Origin of the sequence: Pseudomonas bubulae (assembly GCF_900618535.1) — a bacterium.
GTDB lineage: Bacteria > Pseudomonadota > Gammaproteobacteria > Pseudomonadales > Pseudomonadaceae > Aquipseudomonas > Aquipseudomonas bubulae.
Genome location: NZ_UYJA01000004.1, coordinates 287129 through 302794 on the forward strand (window position 1 = coordinate 287129; position 15666 = coordinate 302794).

At 59.1% G+C, this 15666-nt stretch carries 15 protein-coding genes and 1 pseudogene; 9 read left to right on the forward strand and 7 right to left on the reverse strand.

The annotated features are described in order from the left end of the window. Position 1 precedes the first annotated feature (1 nt). From dapF to PPTH39_RS15850, 4 genes are read left to right on the forward strand one after another with little or no spacing between them, the layout of a single operon-like run. Positions 2 to 832, forward strand: coding sequence for a diaminopimelate epimerase (gene dapF, locus PPTH39_RS15835; RefSeq protein WP_094999749.1), 831 nt, complete (start codon positions 2 to 4; stop codon positions 830 to 832). 13 nt (positions 833 to 845) lie between these two features. Next, entirely contained in the window at positions 846 to 1562 is a 717-nt protein-coding gene (locus PPTH39_RS15840) for a DUF484 family protein (protein ID WP_094999748.1), read from the forward strand. Beyond that, entirely contained in the window at positions 1563 to 2459 is an 897-nt protein-coding gene (xerC, locus tag PPTH39_RS15845; protein WP_094999747.1) for a tyrosine recombinase XerC, read from the forward strand. After that, on the forward strand, positions 2456 to 3142 hold the full coding sequence (locus PPTH39_RS15850; RefSeq protein WP_094999746.1) for an HAD family hydrolase: 687 nt from the start codon (positions 2456 to 2458) through the stop codon (positions 3140 to 3142). The genes xerC and PPTH39_RS15850 overlap by 4 nt, the downstream gene beginning before the upstream one ends. A gap of 168 nt (positions 3143 to 3310) precedes the next feature. On the opposite strand, the gene sutA is transcribed toward PPTH39_RS15850, so the two are convergent. The 3 genes from sutA to glnK form a co-directional block, all read right to left on the reverse strand. Continuing rightward, positions 3311 to 3637, reverse strand: a complete 327-nt coding sequence (gene sutA / locus PPTH39_RS15855; protein WP_094999745.1) for a transcriptional regulator SutA — start codon at positions 3635 to 3637, stop codon at positions 3311 to 3313. A 482-nt stretch (positions 3638 to 4119) separates the two neighbouring features. Beyond that, positions 4120 to 5457 carry an ammonium transporter gene (locus PPTH39_RS15860; protein WP_094999744.1) on the reverse strand — a complete coding sequence of 446 codons (1338 nt, stop codon included), beginning with the start codon at positions 5455 to 5457 and terminating at the stop codon, positions 4120 to 4122. A gap of 33 nt (positions 5458 to 5490) precedes the next feature. Next, positions 5491 to 5829: a P-II family nitrogen regulator gene (glnK, locus tag PPTH39_RS15865; protein WP_002555808.1), complete on the reverse strand. Its 339-nt coding sequence runs from the start codon at positions 5827 to 5829 to the stop codon at positions 5491 to 5493. Positions 5830 to 6245: 416 nt separating this feature from the next. Here glnK and PPTH39_RS15870 point away from each other — a divergent pair, with 416 nt between their 5' ends. Both PPTH39_RS15870 and PPTH39_RS15875 read left to right on the forward strand, forming a co-directional pair. Then, positions 6246 to 6506: an accessory factor UbiK family protein gene (locus PPTH39_RS15870; protein ID WP_094999743.1), complete on the forward strand. Its 261-nt coding sequence runs from the start codon at positions 6246 to 6248 to the stop codon at positions 6504 to 6506. Between the two features lie 46 nt (positions 6507 to 6552). After that, positions 6553 to 6981, forward strand: a complete 429-nt coding sequence (locus PPTH39_RS15875) for a bleomycin resistance protein (protein ID WP_095017856.1) — start codon at positions 6553 to 6555, stop codon at positions 6979 to 6981. A gap of 1 nt (position 6982) precedes the next feature. Here the strand turns inward: PPTH39_RS15875 and PPTH39_RS15880 are convergent, their stop codons facing one another. Together PPTH39_RS15880 and PPTH39_RS15885 are read right to left on the reverse strand one after the other, a co-directional pair. Continuing rightward, entirely contained in the window at positions 6983 to 7288 is a 306-nt protein-coding gene (locus PPTH39_RS15880) for a HigA family addiction module antitoxin (RefSeq protein ID WP_094999741.1), read from the reverse strand. Between the two features lie 7 nt (positions 7289 to 7295). After that, positions 7296 to 7574: a type II toxin-antitoxin system RelE/ParE family toxin gene (locus tag PPTH39_RS15885; protein ID WP_130872179.1), complete on the reverse strand. Its 279-nt coding sequence runs from the start codon at positions 7572 to 7574 to the stop codon at positions 7296 to 7298. A 175-nt stretch (positions 7575 to 7749) separates the two neighbouring features. Here PPTH39_RS15885 and PPTH39_RS15890 point away from each other — a divergent pair. Further along, a pseudogene (locus tag PPTH39_RS15890) lies at positions 7750 to 9155 on the forward strand (YifB family Mg chelatase-like AAA ATPase). A gap of 9 nt (positions 9156 to 9164) precedes the next feature. Here PPTH39_RS15890 and PPTH39_RS15895 read toward each other — a convergent pair. Then, positions 9165 to 10085 carry a LysR substrate-binding domain-containing protein gene (locus PPTH39_RS15895; protein ID WP_094999739.1) on the reverse strand — a complete coding sequence of 307 codons (921 nt, stop codon included), beginning with the start codon at positions 10083 to 10085 and terminating at the stop codon, positions 9165 to 9167. A 152-nt stretch (positions 10086 to 10237) separates the two neighbouring features. Here PPTH39_RS15895 and PPTH39_RS15900 point away from each other — a divergent pair, with 152 nt between their 5' ends. Next, positions 10238 to 11635, forward strand: coding sequence for a NorM family multidrug efflux MATE transporter (locus tag PPTH39_RS15900; RefSeq protein WP_095026821.1), 1398 nt, complete (start codon positions 10238 to 10240; stop codon positions 11633 to 11635). A 45-nt stretch (positions 11636 to 11680) separates the two neighbouring features. On the opposite strand, the gene PPTH39_RS15905 is transcribed toward PPTH39_RS15900, so the two are convergent. After that, positions 11681 to 13348 carry a putative bifunctional diguanylate cyclase/phosphodiesterase gene (locus PPTH39_RS15905; protein ID WP_130872180.1) on the reverse strand — a complete coding sequence of 556 codons (1668 nt, stop codon included), beginning with the start codon at positions 13346 to 13348 and terminating at the stop codon, positions 11681 to 11683. Between the two features lie 261 nt (positions 13349 to 13609). Here PPTH39_RS15905 and rep point away from each other — a divergent pair, with 261 nt between their 5' ends. Next, a complete protein-coding gene (gene rep, locus PPTH39_RS15910) occupies positions 13610 to 15619 on the forward strand; it encodes a DNA helicase Rep (protein ID WP_016782673.1) in 2010 nt (669 codons plus the stop codon). The last annotated feature ends 47 nt before the right edge of the window (positions 15620 to 15666 follow it).

Genomic DNA, 15666 nt, shown 5'->3' on the forward strand with positions numbered 1-15666 from the left:
CATGTTGCTGCGTTTTACCAAAATGCACGGCCTGGGCAATGATTTCATGGTTCTCGACCTGGTCAGCCAGCACGCGCACATCCTGCCCAAGCATGCCAAGCAATGGGGTGACAGGCACACGGGTGTCGGCTTTGATCAGCTATTGATCGTTGAAGCACCAAGTAACCCGGAGGTGGACTTCCGTTACCGGATCTTCAACTCCGACGGTTCCGAAGTGGAGCAATGCGGCAACGGGGCGCGCTGCTTTGCGCGCTTCGTGCTCGACAAGCGCCTGACCACCAAGCGCCAGATCAAGGTCGAAACCAAGAGCGGCATTATCGAACTGAACGTGCGCAGCGATGGGCAAATCAGCGTCGACATGGGGCCACCGCGCCTGGTTCCGGCAGATATCCCGTTTGTGGCCGACGCCCAGGCGTTGAGCTATGAGCTGGATGTCGATGGCCAGACCGTCGAGTTGGCTGCCGTTTCGATGGGCAACCCCCATGCGGTGCTGCGCGTAGACGATATCAACGCTGCACCGGTGCATGAACTGGGCCCCAAAATTGAACACCATCCGCGCTTTCCCGCACGGGTCAATGTCGGTTTTCTGCACGTGATAGATCGTCAGCGCGGGCAACTGCGGGTCTGGGAACGCGGCGCCGGGGAAACCCAGGCCTGCGGCACCGGTGCCTGTGCAGCGGCCGTGGCAGCCATCAGCCAGGGCTGGATGGACTCACCGCTGATCCTCGATCTGCCTGGTGGCCGGTTGTCCATCGAATGGGCAGGCCCTGGCCACTCTGTGATCATGACCGGCCCGGCCATGCGTGTTTACGAAGGACAAGTCCGTTTATGAGCGAGCGCAACCGATGACCGACAAGACGCAGCCAGCAGCACTCGACGTCCCTGTGGATAACTCGCAAGCCGCAACGGTTGCAGCGTATCTGCAGGAGCATCCGGATTTCTTCAGCCAGCGCGAAGAGCTGTTGCTGTCGCTGCGCATTCCGCATCAGCGTGGCGACACCATTTCGCTGGTGGAACGTCAACTGGAGCTGCTGCGCAGTCGCAATATCGAGATGCGCCATCGCTTGTCGCAACTGATGGACGTGGCCCGTGACAACGACCGTCTGTTCGAAAAAACCCGTCGCCTGAACCTGGCCCTGATGGACGCCACCAGCCTCGAAGAGCTGGTGATTGCCGTCGAAGACAGCCTGCGCCAGGACTTCCAGGTGCCCTTTGTCAGCCTGGTGCTGTTTGGTGACAACCCGATGCCGGTCGGCCGTTGGGTCAGCAGCGCCGATGCGCAACGGGCGCTGGGTGGCTTGTTGACTGAAGGCAAGACCGTCAGCGGCAGCTTGCGCGAGCACGAGCTGGACTTCCTGTTTGGCGAAGAGCAGCGCAAGCAAATCGGTTCCACGGCCGTGGTAGCCCTTAATCATCTGGGGTTGCACGGTGTACTGGCGATTGCCAGTCGCGATCCGCAGCACTACAAAAGCTCGGTGGGCACGCTGTTCCTCGGCTATATCGCCGAAGTGCTGGGCCGGGTGCTGCCGCGCTTTACCAACGCGCTGCGCTCGGTGCGCTAGATGGAACGGCAACTGGACGCTTACTGCATTCACCTGCGCAGTGAGCGCCAGGTGTCCCCGCATACGCTTGAGGCCTACCGCCGCGACCTGAACAAGGTGCTGGCGTTTTGCGCCAAGGAATCAATCCCCAGCTGGGCGGCACTGGATATCCAGCGCATGCGCCAACTGGTGTCGCGTCTGCATCAGCAAGGGCAGTCCTCGCGCAGTATTGCCCGTCTGCTGTCGGCGGTACGCGGGCTTTATCACTACCTCAATCGAGAAGGCCTGTGCGACCACGATCCGGCAAACGGCCTGGCCCCGCCAAAAGGCGAACGTCGCCTGCCCAAGACCCTGGATACCGATCGCGCCCTGCAATTGCTGGAGGGTGGTGTCGAGGACGATTTTCTGGCCCAACGCGATCAGGCCATTCTGGAGCTGTTTTACTCGTCGGGCCTGCGCTTGTCGGAGCTGACCGGGCTAAATCTGGAACAGCTGGATCTGGCTGACGGGCTGGTCGAAGTGCTCGGCAAAGGCAGCAAGACCCGCGTGCTGCCCGTCGGCAAGAAGGCCCGGGAGGCGCTTCAGGCCTGGCTGGCAGTGCGGTTGCTGGCCAACCCCAAGGACGACGCCGTATTCGTCAGCCAGCGTGGTACGCGCCTTGGGCCAAGGGCAATTCAAATGCGGGTCAAGGCTGCCGGTGAGCGTGAGCTGGGACAGAATCTGCACCCGCACATGCTGCGCCATTCATTTGCCAGCCATCTGCTGGAGTCCTCCCAGGACTTGCGTGCCGTGCAAGAGTTGCTCGGGCATGCGGACATCAAAACCACGCAAATTTATACTCATCTGGATTTCCAGCATCTGGCATCGGTCTACGACAGCGCCCATCCAAGGGCCAAACGCAGTAAGGACAGTGAATGACGATTGAGCTGATTACCTTCGACCTCGACGACACTCTGTGGGACACCGCCCCGGTGATCGTCAGCGCTGAAGCCGTGTTGCGTAACTGGCTGACGGATAACGCACCAAAATTGGGCGCTGTTGAGGCCGGGCATTTCCAGGCGATTCGCGAGCGGGTATTGAGTGAGGAGCCGCAGCTCAAGCACCGGATCAGTGCCCTGCGTCGGCGCATTCTGTTTCATGCGCTGCACGGTGCGGGTTACGCCAACGCTGCGTCTTTGGCCGATGATGCCTTTGAGGTGTTTATTGAGGCGCGTCACGCCCTGGACGTGTTCCCCCAGGCCGAGCCGACCCTGATGGTGCTGGCGCGGGATTACGCCCTGGGTGTGGTGACCAACGGTAACGCCGATGTGCGAAGAATAGGTTTGGGCCATCACTTCAAGTTTGTGTTGTGCGCTGAAGACATTGGCATTGCCAAACCGGACGCGCGCCTGTTTCACGAAGCGCTGGCGCGCGGTGGCGTGGCAGCAGGGGCGGCGGTGCATGTGGGCGATCACCCCGGTGACGATATTGCCGGAGCGCAATTGGCAGGCCTGCGTGCAGTGTGGTTCAACCCCGGCGGCAAGCACTGGGACGGGGACAAGGCTCCCGATGCGGAAATTGGCTGTTTGAGCGAGTTGCCGCTGGTGTTGAAGCACTTGTAACTGTGGGAGCGGGCTTGCTCGCGATGCAGGCACCGCGGTCGCCAGACAAACCGGAATGTTGCAATCACGATAAGCCCGCGCCACAGGGATGTGAAGTTTTCCAACGCCCACAAAAAAACCCGCAGCGACGGCGGGTTTTTTCTTCAAGCATGCAAGCGGTCCTTATCCTTAGATAGGACGGCTGCCGTACTTGTTGTCAGGCTTTTTGGGCGGGTCAGCCACCACATTGGCCTCAACTTCCTGCACCTTGCCGCCCTTGGACAAAAACTCTTCCATGGCGCGGGCCAGAGCATCACGCTCCTTGTTTTTGGCTTCTACGCTCGGCAGGTCATCAACCGACACAGCGGCCTTTGACTTGCCTTTGGCCGCAGGGGCCGGCGCATCATCGCCACCATCGTCGTCTGCAACATCCTCGGCGGCCGTTTCCAGGCCCTCTTCGGTATCGTCGTCTTCGCCTACTTCGAGGTCATCGTTTTCCAGATCGTCGTCGCTCATGTTCTACCCCATGACATACGTATAGCAGATTAGTTATAGACCAGCTGTGGCGACTGTCGACCACCGCTGGTGAAAAAGTAGCCTTGGGCAAACCGCGGCTTACGCCTCTTCATCGTTGTAAGGTGAAGAGGGTTTGGCGAATACCACCATCATTACGGCATCCGCCTGAATTAACACCTCGCCAGGCGCCCTGTGCCGAATGCTCCAGCACACGGATCACGGGCCTTGAAAGCGTCGGGAGATCATCCTCGCCTTCGTCGTACTCGAGCATTGTTTTCTGCCCTCGGCGCGCATTCTAGCGTGCTGAAGAAAAAAGCAAAGCGGCTAATAGTCGAGTTGTGTCGCAAGCACGGGTCGCATAAACAAGCGTAGAACTTCGCAACCCCAATAACCTGTAGGGGAAATCATTTCATAGCACCGAATATCGCCTTATTACCGGCAAAAAAAAACCCGGCACGCCGGGTTTTTTTATAGAGGGAACCTTACAGGTTGTAACCACGCTCGTTGTGCTGAGCCAGGTCGAGGCCCACAGCCTCTTCCTCTTCTGTCACGCGCAGCCCCATCACGGCATCCAGTACCTTGAGGATGATGAAGGTGACGATCGCGGTGTAGACCACAGTGAAGGCTACGCCCTTGAACTGGATCCAGACTTGCGCTGCGATGTCGGTCACGGTGCCGAAGCCGCCCAGTGCCGGGGCTGCAAACACGCCGGTGAGGATTGCACCGACGATACCGCCGATACCGTGCACACCGAACGCATCCAGCGAGTCATCGTAGCCCAGCTTGCGCTTGAGGCTGGTGGCGCAGAAGAAGCAGATCACGCCAGCCGACAAGCCGATCACCACCGAGCCCATCGGGCCTACGGTGCCGGCAGCCGGGGTGATTGCCACCAGGCCTGCTACCACGCCCGAGGCGATGCCCAGTGCGCTAGGTTTGCCATGGGTAATCCACTCGGCAAACATCCAGCCCAGGGCTGCGGCTGCGGTGGCGATCTGGGTCACCAGCATGGCCATGCCGGCAGTACCGTTGGCGGCCGCTGCAGAGCCTGCGTTGAAGCCGAACCAGCCGATCCACAGCATGGCAGCGCCCACCAGGGTGTAACCCAGGTTGTGTGGCGCCATCGGGGTGCTTGGGTAGCCTTTGCGCTTGCCGAGCACGATGCACGCTACCAGGCCGGCGATACCGGCGTTGATATGCACCACAGTGCCGCCCGCAAAGTCGAGTACGCCCCAGTCCCACAGCAGGCCGCCGTTGCCGCTCCACACCATGTGCGCAATCGGTGCGTACACCAGGGTGAACCACACGCCCATGAAGATCAGCATGGCGGAGAATTTCATGCGCTCTGCAAAGGCACCGACGATCAGCGCCGGGGTGATGATGGCGAAGGTCATCTGGAAGGTGATGAACACGGCTTCCGGGAACAGCGCGGTGGATGAGGTCAGGCTTTCAGGCGTTACACCCGCCAGGAATGCTTTGCCAAACCCGCCGATAAAGGAATTGAAGTTGGTGACGCCCTGCTCCATGCCCGTGGTGTCGAACGTGATGCTGTAGCCGTAAATGACCCACAGAATGCTGATCAGACCGGTAATGGCGAAGCACTGCATCATCACGGAAAGAATGTTTTTGGAGCGCACCATGCCGCCGTAGAACAGCGCCAGGCCGGGAATGGTCATAAACAGCACCAAGGCTGTAGCAGTCAGCATCCAGGCGGTGTCGCCGGAGTTGAGGACTGGAGCAGCCACTCCGTCTGCCGCCATGGCCAGGCCAGGCATTACGACGGACAACAGGGCTCCGAGCCCTGCGATTTTACGCAGAGTCATAGTGTTTTCTCCTGGGGCGTTGGGTTTGGCGGCTTAGATTGCGTCGGTATCGGTTTCGCCGGTACGGATGCGAATAGCCTGTTCCAGATTGACTACGAAAATCTTGCCGTCACCAATCTTGCCGGTGTTGGCAGCCTTGGTGATCGCCTCGATAACCCGATCAAGATCCTTGTCGTCAATGGCGACATCAATCTTCACCTTTGGCAGAAAATCGACCACATATTCCGCACCGCGATACAGCTCGGTATGGCCCTTCTGACGGCCGAAGCCTTTGACCTCAGTAACGGTAATGCCTTGTACGCCGATCTCAGACAGCGACTCGCGCACGTCATCCAACTTGAACGGCTTGATAATGGCGGTGACTAGCTTCATGAAACTTCTCCCGAATTGGTGAACTTGCCCCAGGAAAACAAACCCGGCTCAAGTCTAAGCGCAGTGTCTGGCTTTGTAACGCATCGTCAGCCTTCTTCAGGCTGTACAACGTGTGTAAATCGCTGGTGACGAAAACACTCCTTGAACCACCTGCCGCACTGCCTTCGTCACAGCTACTGCATCAGTGCATGAGTCATGTTGGTCTTAGCAGAAACCTTGCCATGTCTGGAAAAATCAATAATTACAGCGATTTAGAGGAAGTTGATGGCTTTTTGCCTGATTTCTCGGGGTATTTGTGCTCGAAGATGGTGCGAAGCTTGCGGGGGTGGTGCGCGAAAAATGTGCAGAAAGCCCCCGCCAATGGGGGCCTACACCCCGTGATACACTCGTCACCATCAGTTTTAAGGACCTTATCCATGCTCGCGCCCAAAGATTTTCTCGACGCCCTTGGCGGCCACGCCTCCCGCTTGTTCAGTGGCGAAACCGCGCTGCCGCGCAATGAAATCGAAAGCCAGTTCAAAGCCTTGCTGCAAAGCGGTTTCAGCAAGCTTGATCTGGTGAGCCGCGAAGAGTTCGACAGCCAGATGGTGGTTTTGGCGCGCACCCGTGCTCGCCTCGAAAGCCTGGAGGCCAAAGTGGCCGAAATGGAAGCAAGGCTGTTGCCGCCGAGCGAATAACGCTCAAAGGCGGTGCATTCGCCTGTATTAACAAGGATGTTTTTATATGCTGGTGATGAACCCGCTAGTGCCCGAGATGATCGTCTCGGACCTTTCGCGCAGTCTGCATTTTTACTGTGAAGTGCTCGGTTTCAAGATCGAGTACCAACGGCCCGAGCATCTTTTTGCGTTTCTGTCATTCCATGGCAGCCAGTTGATGCTGGAACAGGACGACCTCGAAGAGTCTTCCTGGCGGGTCGGCCCGCTGGAGCAGCCGTTCGGCCGGGGCATGAACCTGTCGATCAAATGCCCGGATGCCGATTGCCTGATCGAGCGCCTGCAAGCCGCTGGCCACACCCTGCGCAAACCCCTGGAAGAACGCTGGTACCGCAGCAATGAAGTGCTGTTTGGCGAGTGCAACTTTTTGGTGCTCGACCCCGATGGCTATTTGTTGCGCTTTGCCGAGGATCTGGGGACCCGAGCGCTGGAGCAGTGAGTCAGGCGCAGTGGTGAATGGGTTGCACCTGTTCGCGAATCGCTGCACCGCGGTCGATTTCTGCCGTGCGCAGGTCGTAAGTGGTTTGCAGGTTAAGCCAGAACTCCGGGGTGGTTGCCAGGCAAATTGACAGGCGCAGTGCCATATCGGCACTGACGCCACGGCGCTGCAGCACGATATCGTTGACCGTCGGCGCGGACACCCCCAGCGCCCTGGCCAAAGCAGCAGACGAGAGGCTCAGGGGCTCAAGGTATTCTTCCTTGAGAACTTCACCCGGGTGAACCGGGCGCATGCCATTTTTGATCATGATGACCTCATTGGTAATCAGCTATTTCTACTGCTTCAGGGCCATTGGCGCCCCAGACGAAGCAGATTCGCCATTGTGCGTTGATGCGGATGCTGTGCTGGCCCTTGCGTGTACCGCTGAGAGCCTCGAGCCGGTTGCCAGGTGGTGACGCTAGATCTGTCAGCACGCTTGCAGCGTCCAGCATGGTTAATTTTCGTTCAATGACATTGAGAATGTCTGACCATAAGCGCGTCTTGCCATTTCGATACAGACTTTCAGTTCTGTTGCATTTAAAACTTACAATCATGATTAATGAATAACGTTATTGATTAATCATAGGGTCTTATAATTTTTTCGCCACCGCACTTTGGCAGTTCGTTGGCCGTGCTCCCATACCCGTTAACATCCCGTATCCATTCCATGCCTGCCCCTGGCTTGAGATTCGCGCACCATGGTTTTTTTGCGAACTCAAGGAATGAGTCATGGCTCTGGCGATTGTTTACAGCCGCGCCCAGGTGGGCGTCGAGGCGCCTGCCGTTACGGTGGAAGCGCATCTGGCCAATGGGTTGCCAGCGTTGACGCTGGTCGGTTTGCCCGAAACAGCGGTCAAGGAAAGTAAAGACCGGGTACGCAGCGCAATCATCAACTCCACCCTGGATTTCCCGGCCCGGCGTATCACCCTCAACCTCGCGCCCGCCGACCTGCCCAAGGACGGCGGGCGTTTTGATGTGGCCATTGCCCTGGGCATTTTGGCGGCCAGCGGGCAACTGCCGGCTGTGGCGCTGGAGCAGGTGGAGTGTTTGGGCGAACTGGCGCTATCGGGCGCAATCAGGCCAGTGCAGGGCATATTGCCTGCCGCCCTGGCAGCAAGGGCCGCAGGCCGGGCGCTGGTGGTACCGCAGGCCAATGCCGAAGAAGCCTGCCTGGCCTGCGGGCTGACAGTAATTGCGGCCGAGCACTTGTTGCAGTTGGTGGCCCATTTCGCAGGTCGGGAGGTGATAGAGCCCTATATCCCCAGCGGCTTGCTGCATATCAGCAAACCCTACCCCGACCTGAGCGATGTCCAAGGGCAGCTTTCGGCCAAACGGGCATTGCTGGTCGCTGCTGCTGGCAGTCACAACCTGCTGTTTACCGGGCCGCCGGGCACGGGTAAAACCTTGCTGGCCAGCCGCCTGCCCGGCTTGTTACCACCGCTCAATGAGCAAGAGGCGCTGGAAGTGGCCGCCATTCAGTCAGTGGCCAGCCAGGTGCCATTGAACTGCTGGCCACAGCGACCGTTTCGCCAACCTCATCATTCGGCCTCGGGGCCGGCGCTGGTGGGCGGCGGCTCCAAACCGCGGCCCGGGGAAATAACCCTGGCCCATCACGGCGTATTGTTTCTGGATGAGCTTGTTTTCCGGCGCGCTTCCAACTGGTTGCGGCGATGAATCCCTGCCCCTGTGGATATCTTGGCGAACCCACTGGCCGCTGCCGCTGTACACCGGAGCAAATCCAGCGCTATCGCAACAAACTTTCCGGCCCGTTGCTCGATCGCATCGACCTGCACCTGACCGTAGCCCGCGAGACCACCACTCTCAACCCGCCGCTTGCCTCAGGTGACACCACGGCCAACGCCGCCGGGCTTGTGGCTGCGGCGCGTGAGCGCCAACTGCAACGTCAGGGCTGCGCCAATGCCTTTCTCGATCTGCCGGGCGTGCGAACCCAATGCCGCTTGAGCGATATGGATAACAGCTGGCTGGAGGCGGCTTGCGAGCGCATGACCTTGTCACTGCGAGCGGCGCACCGACTGCTGAAAGTGGCAAGGACCCTGGCGGACCTGGAGCAGGTACACAATATAGAGCGCAAGCATCTCGCAGAGGCGTTGCAATATCGGCCATTCAGTGGCTGATTATGGCGGTCAGTGCAACTGCTCAACGGTTGGCAACACCATGGCGGCGACTTCCTGCTGCAAAAAGTCGCTGAGCCGACGCAAACGCTCGCCCCCGGGACGGGTCTTGGGCCAAACCAGATAGTAATTATCGCCGCTGGCCACGGCAGCAGGGAACGGCAGGCTCAGGCGCCCCTGGGCAACGTCTTCGGCCACCATCAACAAATCCCCCATGGAAATGCCGTAGCCCCGGGCGGCGGCAATCATGCCCAGCTCCAGGGTGTCGAAAACTTGCCCGCCCTTGAGTGACACTTGCCCGCCCAGGCCCATGCAGTCGAGCCAACGCCGCCAGTCGCGTCGGTCAGGCGTAGGGTGCAGCAGCTCAGTGCTCGCCAGGCGTGTGACGTCCCATGGCGCGTCGCCCTGAATGGCGGGCGCACCGACCGGGATCAGCATCTCCGGGAACAGCAGCGTGGCCTCCCAGTCAGGCGGAAAGTGGCCGTTGCTCAACAGCACTGCACAGTCGAATGGCTCGTGATTGAAATCCACGTGGTCAATGTCCATCCAGGCACTGGTCAGTTGCACCTCATTGCCGCTCTGCAAGTGGCGAAAGCGGCTCAGGCGGGCCAATAACCAGCGCATGGTCAGGGTCGAGGGGGCTTTCATGCGCAAGATGTCATCTTCGGCGCGCAAGGTAGTACAGGCGCGTTCCAGGGCGGCAAAGCCTTCGCGCACTCCCGGCAGCAGCAAGCGCGCGGCTTCGGTGAGTTGCAGGCTGCGCCCGCTGCGCTGAAATAACCGGCAGGCGAAATGCGCTTCCAGGGTTTTGATATGGCGACTGACAGCGCTCTGGGTAATGGACAGCTCTTCGCCCGCCCGGGTGAATGAACTATGGCGAGCTGCAGCCTCAAAGGCGCGCAAGGCGTAAAGCGGAGGAAGGCTACGAGCCATTACTCATATTCCTATAGCTCAAAAGGTGATGGCACAGAAGGCAAGATCAACCATGAGTTTAAATCATGCCAGTGATCGTTTTTATCCCTTTGCTTAAAACACTCAACGCGCCGAGAATCAAGCCTTTCAACGCACCTATAGAAATTTCTACAATGACCAAACAGCATCCTGCACGTATCGAACTCTCGGCCATTATGAGGTTGGCCGGGCCGCTGATCGCTTCGCAGCTGGCTCACATGCTGATGGTACTCACCGATACCCTGATGATGGCGCGCTTGAGCCCGGAGGCTCTGGCTGGCGGGAGCCTGGGAGCGGCCAGCTACTCGTTCGTGTCGATTTTCTGCATTGGCGTCATCGCTGCCGTGGGCACGCTGGTGTCGATTCGCCAAGGTGCAGGGGATATCGAAGGGGCGACCCGCCTGACTCAGGCCGGGTTGTGGCTCGCCTGGGCACTGGCGTTGGGCGGCGCGGTAATGCTGTGGAATATCAAACCGCTGTTGTTGCTGTTTGGCCAGACGCCCACCAACGTTGAGGCGGCTGGCCAGTTTCTGCTGCTGCTACCGTTTGCCCTGCCCGGCTATATGACTTTTATGGCCCTGCGCGGCTTTACCAGTGCAATGGGCCGGGCCACACCGGTGATGGTGATCAGCCTGATCGGTACCGTGGCCAACTTTGTGCTCAATTACGCGCTGATTACCGGCATGTTCGGCCTGCCAAAACTGGGCTTGATGGGTATCGGCCTGGTCACGGCGATTGTGGCGACCTGCATGGCGCTGGGGTTGGCCTGGCATATCCATCGGCATCCGGCCTACAACGCGTACCCGATCAGCAAGGGCCTGTCGCGGATCAATCTGACTTATCTGCGGGAACTGTGGCGGCTCGGCCTGCCGATTGGCGGGACCTATGCCGTGGAAGTCGGTTTGTTTGCCTTCGCAGCACTGTGCATGGGCACCATGGGCAGTACACAGCTGGCAGCGCACCAGATCGCACTGCAAATCGTATCGGTGGCATTTATGGTACCTGCAGGCATGTCGTATGCGATCACCATGCGTATTGGCCAGCACTATGGTGGTGGTGACTTGCAGCGGGCGCGGCTGGCAGGACGGGTCGGTATCGGTTTTGGTGCATGTGTGATGCTCGGGTTTTCCGTGGTGTTCTGGTTTTGGCCAAGGGATCTGGTGGGGTTGTTCCTCGATTACAATGACCCTGCATTCCGTCCGGTATTTGAGCTGGCCGTCAGCCTGCTGGCGGTAGCGGCATGGTTTGAGCTGTTTGATGGCGCACAAACCATCGCCATGGGCGCGATTCGCGGGCTCAAGGATGCCAAGACCACCTTTCTGGTGGGGCTGTTCTGCTATTGGGTGATTGGCGCGCCAATGGCCTGGATGCTGGCCTTTACCTTCGGTTGGGGCCCGGCAGGTGTCTGGTGGGGGCTGGCGACGGGCCTGGCCTGTGCAGCGATCAGCTTGACCCTGGCGTTCGAGTGGAAGGTACGGCGCATGATCAAGCTGGAGCGCAAGGCGGCCAAAGTGGCGGGCGTAGCTGTGTAGCAGCTGCCGAAGGAACGAGGCTGCTACGGAAGTTTTTCTTAAGCCCTAGAGCGCAATTGGCACCTGCTGCCCGGCCCCAAACGTCAAATACTCCACCAGTTCGGCCAGCGGCAGCGGCTTGCTGATGAAGTAGCCCTGCACCTGATCGCAGCCAAAATCACGCAAAAGAGCAAGCTGTTCGGGAGTTTCGACGCCTTCGGCAACCACTTCCAGTTTCAGGTTGTGGGCCAGGTTGATCATGGCGTGGACCAGTTTGCGGTTCTCTTCGCGGCTTTCCATGCCGCCCACAAAGCTCTTGTCGATCTTGAGCAGCGTAATCGGCAGGCTATTGAGGTGCACAAACGATGAAAAACCCGTACCGAAATCATCCAGCGAAAAACGCACACCCAGTCGGCCCAGGGCATCCATGGTCTGTTTGACCAGATCACTGCGCCGCATCACGGCCGTTTCGGTCAGCTCGAACTCCAGCCACTGTGCTTCTACGCCGCGTTCGCTGATCAGGCGGCTGAGGGTCGAAAGCAACTGGCTGTCCTGAAACTGGCGAAACGACAGGTTGACCGCCATGTGCAGCGGCTCAAGCCCGCGTTCGCGCAACGCCTGCATATCCCGCAGGGCACGGGAGATAACCCAGTACCCCAGCGGTACAATCAGCCCGCTTTGCTCGGCCAAAGGCACGAACTCACTCGGAGCCAACAGGCCACGCTCGGCATGGCGCCAGCGCACCAGCGCTTCCAGCCCGACGATCTGCCCCGTGCCAAGATCCAGGCGCGGCTGGTAATGCAGTTCCAGTTCGTCACGGCGCAACGCCCGGCGCAACTCGCTTTCGAGGTCGGCCAGGCTGCGGGCATTGCGATTGATACGCTCGTTGAATACGTGGAAGGTACAACCCTGGGTGCTTTTGGCCTGTTGCATGGCAATGTGCGCGTGCCACATCAACGGGTCGGCCCCGGCGCTGGCGCGGGCATGGGCAATACCCAGGCTGCAGCCGATCAACAGGCTTTCGCCGTCGACCCAGTAGGGCTCGGCCATCACCTCGGTAATGCGCTCGGCCATCCATTCGGCACGCTCGGGCGCGCGATGGGTATTGATCAACAGGGCGAATTCATCACTGCCAAGACGGGCCAGCTGGTCACCCGCTTCAAGCTGGCTTTTGAGGCGCGCCACTACTTGCAGGATCACGCGGTCGCCAGCCTGATGGCCCAATGCATCGTTGGCGTGACGAAAGTTGTCCAGGTCCAGATGGCCCAAGGCAATGCCACGGCCGTCACTTTCGGCCAGACGCACGGCCAGCAGGGTCTGGAAGCCTTGCCTGTTGGCAATGCCGGTCAGTGGATCCTCTTCGGCGAGGCGCTGCAAGGTGTGTTCCAGCAGGCCGCGTTCACGCACATGGCGCAGACAGCGGCGCAGTACATCGCCCGTCAGGCTGGCGCCGACCAGCCAGTCGCTGACGCCCGCTGGAGCGCTATCAGGCTCGCTGTCGAGCAGCAAAACCGTGGGCAGGCGGCAGCGGCCCGCTGGGGGCTGCAGGGCCGGGGTCGTCAGGAGCAGCGCATTGCGATCGTTTTCGAACAGATGGCTGACAGACTCCCAGCTCGGCGCGCATATCAGGACGGCCGCACTTCCCATTGGCGCCAGACACTCGCGCAACAACGCTGCCCAAGATGGCTCTTCGGCCAATAGCAGCAAACGCAAGGGTTCGACAGGCGTAGACAAGCTAGCTCCCTAGACTCTGCAAAAATTCGGGCAGTGGGCATTATGACGTGCCGGCAACCAATGGCAATGACACTGGTTATCAAATACTTATTTGCTGCATTAACCCTACGGTAGCTGGAAATACTCTTTACATCCTGTGCGAAAGTAACAAAAGCAGTAAATTTAAAGGATGTGGCATGTCACACCGTCGCACAGAGGCAGCAATATTTGCTCAGCCTGTTAAAATGCCCGCCCTTTTTACAAACGACCCCTGATCTCGTCATGTCCCGACTCAATCCCCGGCAGCAAGAAGCCGTGAGCTACGTCGGCGGCCCTCTATTGGTGCTCGCCGGCGCAGGCTCCGGCAAAACCAGCGTGATTACCCGCAAAATCGCGCACCTGATCCAGAACTGTGGCATCCGTGCCCAATACATCGTCGCCATGACCTTTACCAACAAAGCCGCCCGCGAGATGAAAGAGCGTGTCGGCACCCTGCTTAAAAAGGGTGAAGGCCGCGGCTTGACGGTGTGCACGTTCCACAACCTGGGCCTCAACATCATCCGCAAGGAGCACGCGCGGCTGGGCTATAAGCCCGGCTTCTCGATCTTTGACGAGGCTGACGTCAAGGCGCTGATGGCCGACATCATGCAAAAGGAATATTCGGGCGACGACGGGGTCGACGAAATCAAGAACATGATCGGCTCGTGGAAAAACGACCTGATCCTGCCGCCCCAGGCTCTGGAAAACGCGCGCAACCCCAAGGAGCAGACCGCAGCCATCGTCTACACCCACTACCAGCGCACGCTCAAGGCCTACAACGCGGTGGACTTTGACGACCTGATCCTGCTGCCGGTCAAGCTGTTCGAAGAACATGCCGACATTCTGGAAAAGTGGCAGAACAAGGTGCGTTACCTGCTGGTGGACGAATATCAGGACACCAACGCCAGTCAGTATCTGCTGGTTAAATACCTGATCGGCAAGCGCAACCAGTTCACCGTGGTAGGTGACGACGACCAGTCGATCTACGCCTGGCGCGGCGCTCGCCCGGAAAACCTGATGCTGCTCAAGGATGATTACCCGTCCTTGAAAGTGGTGATGCTGGAGCAAAACTACCGCTCCACCAGCCGTATTCTGCGCTGCGCCAATATCCTGATTGCCAACAACCCCCACGAGTTTGAAAAGCAGTTGTGGAGCGAGATGGGCCACGGCGACGAAGTGCGGGTGATCCGCTGCCGCAACGAAGACGCCGAAGCCGAGCGAGTGGCCGTCGAAATCCTCACCCTGCACCTGCGCACCGATCGACCGTACAGCGACTTCGCGATCCTGTACCGCGGGAACTATCAAGCCAAACTGATCGAATTGAAGCTGCAGCACCATCAGATCCCGTACCGTTTGTCGGGCGGCAACAGCTTCTTCGGACGTCAGGAAGTTAAAGACCTGATGGCTTACTTCCGCCTGATCGTAAACCCGGATGACGATAACGCCTTCCTGCGCGTAATCAACGTCCCACGTCGCGAGATCGGTTCGACTACCCTGGAAAAGCTGGGTAACTACGCGACCGAGCGAAAGATCTCGATGTATGCCGCCACCGATGAAATCGGCCTGGGCGAACATCTGGACGCACGCTTCACTGACCGCCTGGTACGTTTCAAGCGCTTTATGGACCGTGTGCGTGAGCATTGCTCGGGCGAAGACCCGATTGCAGCGCTGCGCAGCATGATCATGGACATCGACTACGAAAACTGGCTGCGCACCAACAGCTCCAGCGACAAGGCGGCGGACTACCGCATGTCCAATGTCTGGTTTTTGGTCGAGGCGTTGAAAAACACCCTCGAAAAAGACGAAGACGGCGCCATGACCATCGAGGAAGCCATCGGCAAACTGGTGCTGCGCGACATGCTCGAGCGCCAGCAGGAAGAGGAAGACGGTGCCGAAGGCGTGCAGATGATGACCTTGCACGCCTCCAAGGGTCTGGAATTTCCTTACGTGTTCATCATGGGCATGGAAGAAGAAATCCTCCCGCACCGCTCCAGCATTGAAGCAGACACCATTGAAGAAGAACGGCGCCTGGCCTATGTGGGCATTACCCGTGCCCGTGAGACGCTGGCATTCACCTTTGCCGCCAAGCGTAAACAGTACGGCGAGATCATTGACTGTGCGCCGAGCCGTTTCCTCGATGAGTTACCCCCGGACGATCTGGCCTGGGAAGGCAACGATGACACCCCCACCGAAGTTAAAGCGGTTCGCGGCAATACAGCACTGGCTGATATACGCGCGATGCTAAAACGCTAAAATCGACTATTTTTTACTCTACCTTCAGCGCAAAAGCGCTATTTGAG

What these genes read in the sequence shown, in the direction of transcription:
- dapF (WP_094999749.1), top strand. Translation starts at nt 2, where the DNA reads ATGTTGCTGCGTTTTACCAAAATGCACGGCCTGGGCAATGATTTCATG.
- PPTH39_RS15840 (WP_094999748.1), top strand. Translation starts at nt 846, where the DNA reads ATGACCGACAAGACGCAGCCAGCAGCACTCGACGTCCCTGTGGATAAC.
- xerC (WP_094999747.1), top strand. Translation starts at nt 1,563, where the DNA reads ATGGAACGGCAACTGGACGCTTACTGCATTCACCTGCGCAGTGAGCGC.
- PPTH39_RS15850 (WP_094999746.1), top strand. Translation starts at nt 2,456, where the DNA reads ATGACGATTGAGCTGATTACCTTCGACCTCGACGACACTCTGTGGGAC.
- sutA (WP_094999745.1), bottom strand. Translation starts at nt 3,637, where the DNA reads ATGAGCGACGACGATCTGGAAAACGATGACCTCGAAGTAGGCGAAGAC.
- PPTH39_RS15860 (WP_094999744.1), bottom strand. Translation starts at nt 5,457, where the DNA reads ATGACTCTGCGTAAAATCGCAGGGCTCGGAGCCCTGTTGTCCGTCGTA.
- glnK (WP_002555808.1), bottom strand. Translation starts at nt 5,829, where the DNA reads ATGAAGCTAGTCACCGCCATTATCAAGCCGTTCAAGTTGGATGACGTG.
- PPTH39_RS15870 (WP_094999743.1), top strand. Translation starts at nt 6,246, where the DNA reads ATGCTCGCGCCCAAAGATTTTCTCGACGCCCTTGGCGGCCACGCCTCC.
- PPTH39_RS15875 (WP_095017856.1), top strand. Translation starts at nt 6,553, where the DNA reads ATGCTGGTGATGAACCCGCTAGTGCCCGAGATGATCGTCTCGGACCTT.
- PPTH39_RS15880 (WP_094999741.1), bottom strand. Translation starts at nt 7,288, where the DNA reads ATGATCAAAAATGGCATGCGCCCGGTTCACCCGGGTGAAGTTCTCAAG.
- PPTH39_RS15885 (WP_130872179.1), bottom strand. Translation starts at nt 7,574, where the DNA reads ATGATTGTAAGTTTTAAATGCAACAGAACTGAAAGTCTGTATCGAAAT.
- PPTH39_RS15895 (WP_094999739.1), bottom strand. Translation starts at nt 10,085, where the DNA reads ATGGCTCGTAGCCTTCCTCCGCTTTACGCCTTGCGCGCCTTTGAGGCT.
- PPTH39_RS15900 (WP_095026821.1), top strand. Translation starts at nt 10,238, where the DNA reads ATGACCAAACAGCATCCTGCACGTATCGAACTCTCGGCCATTATGAGG.
- rep (WP_016782673.1), top strand. Translation starts at nt 13,610, where the DNA reads ATGTCCCGACTCAATCCCCGGCAGCAAGAAGCCGTGAGCTACGTCGGC.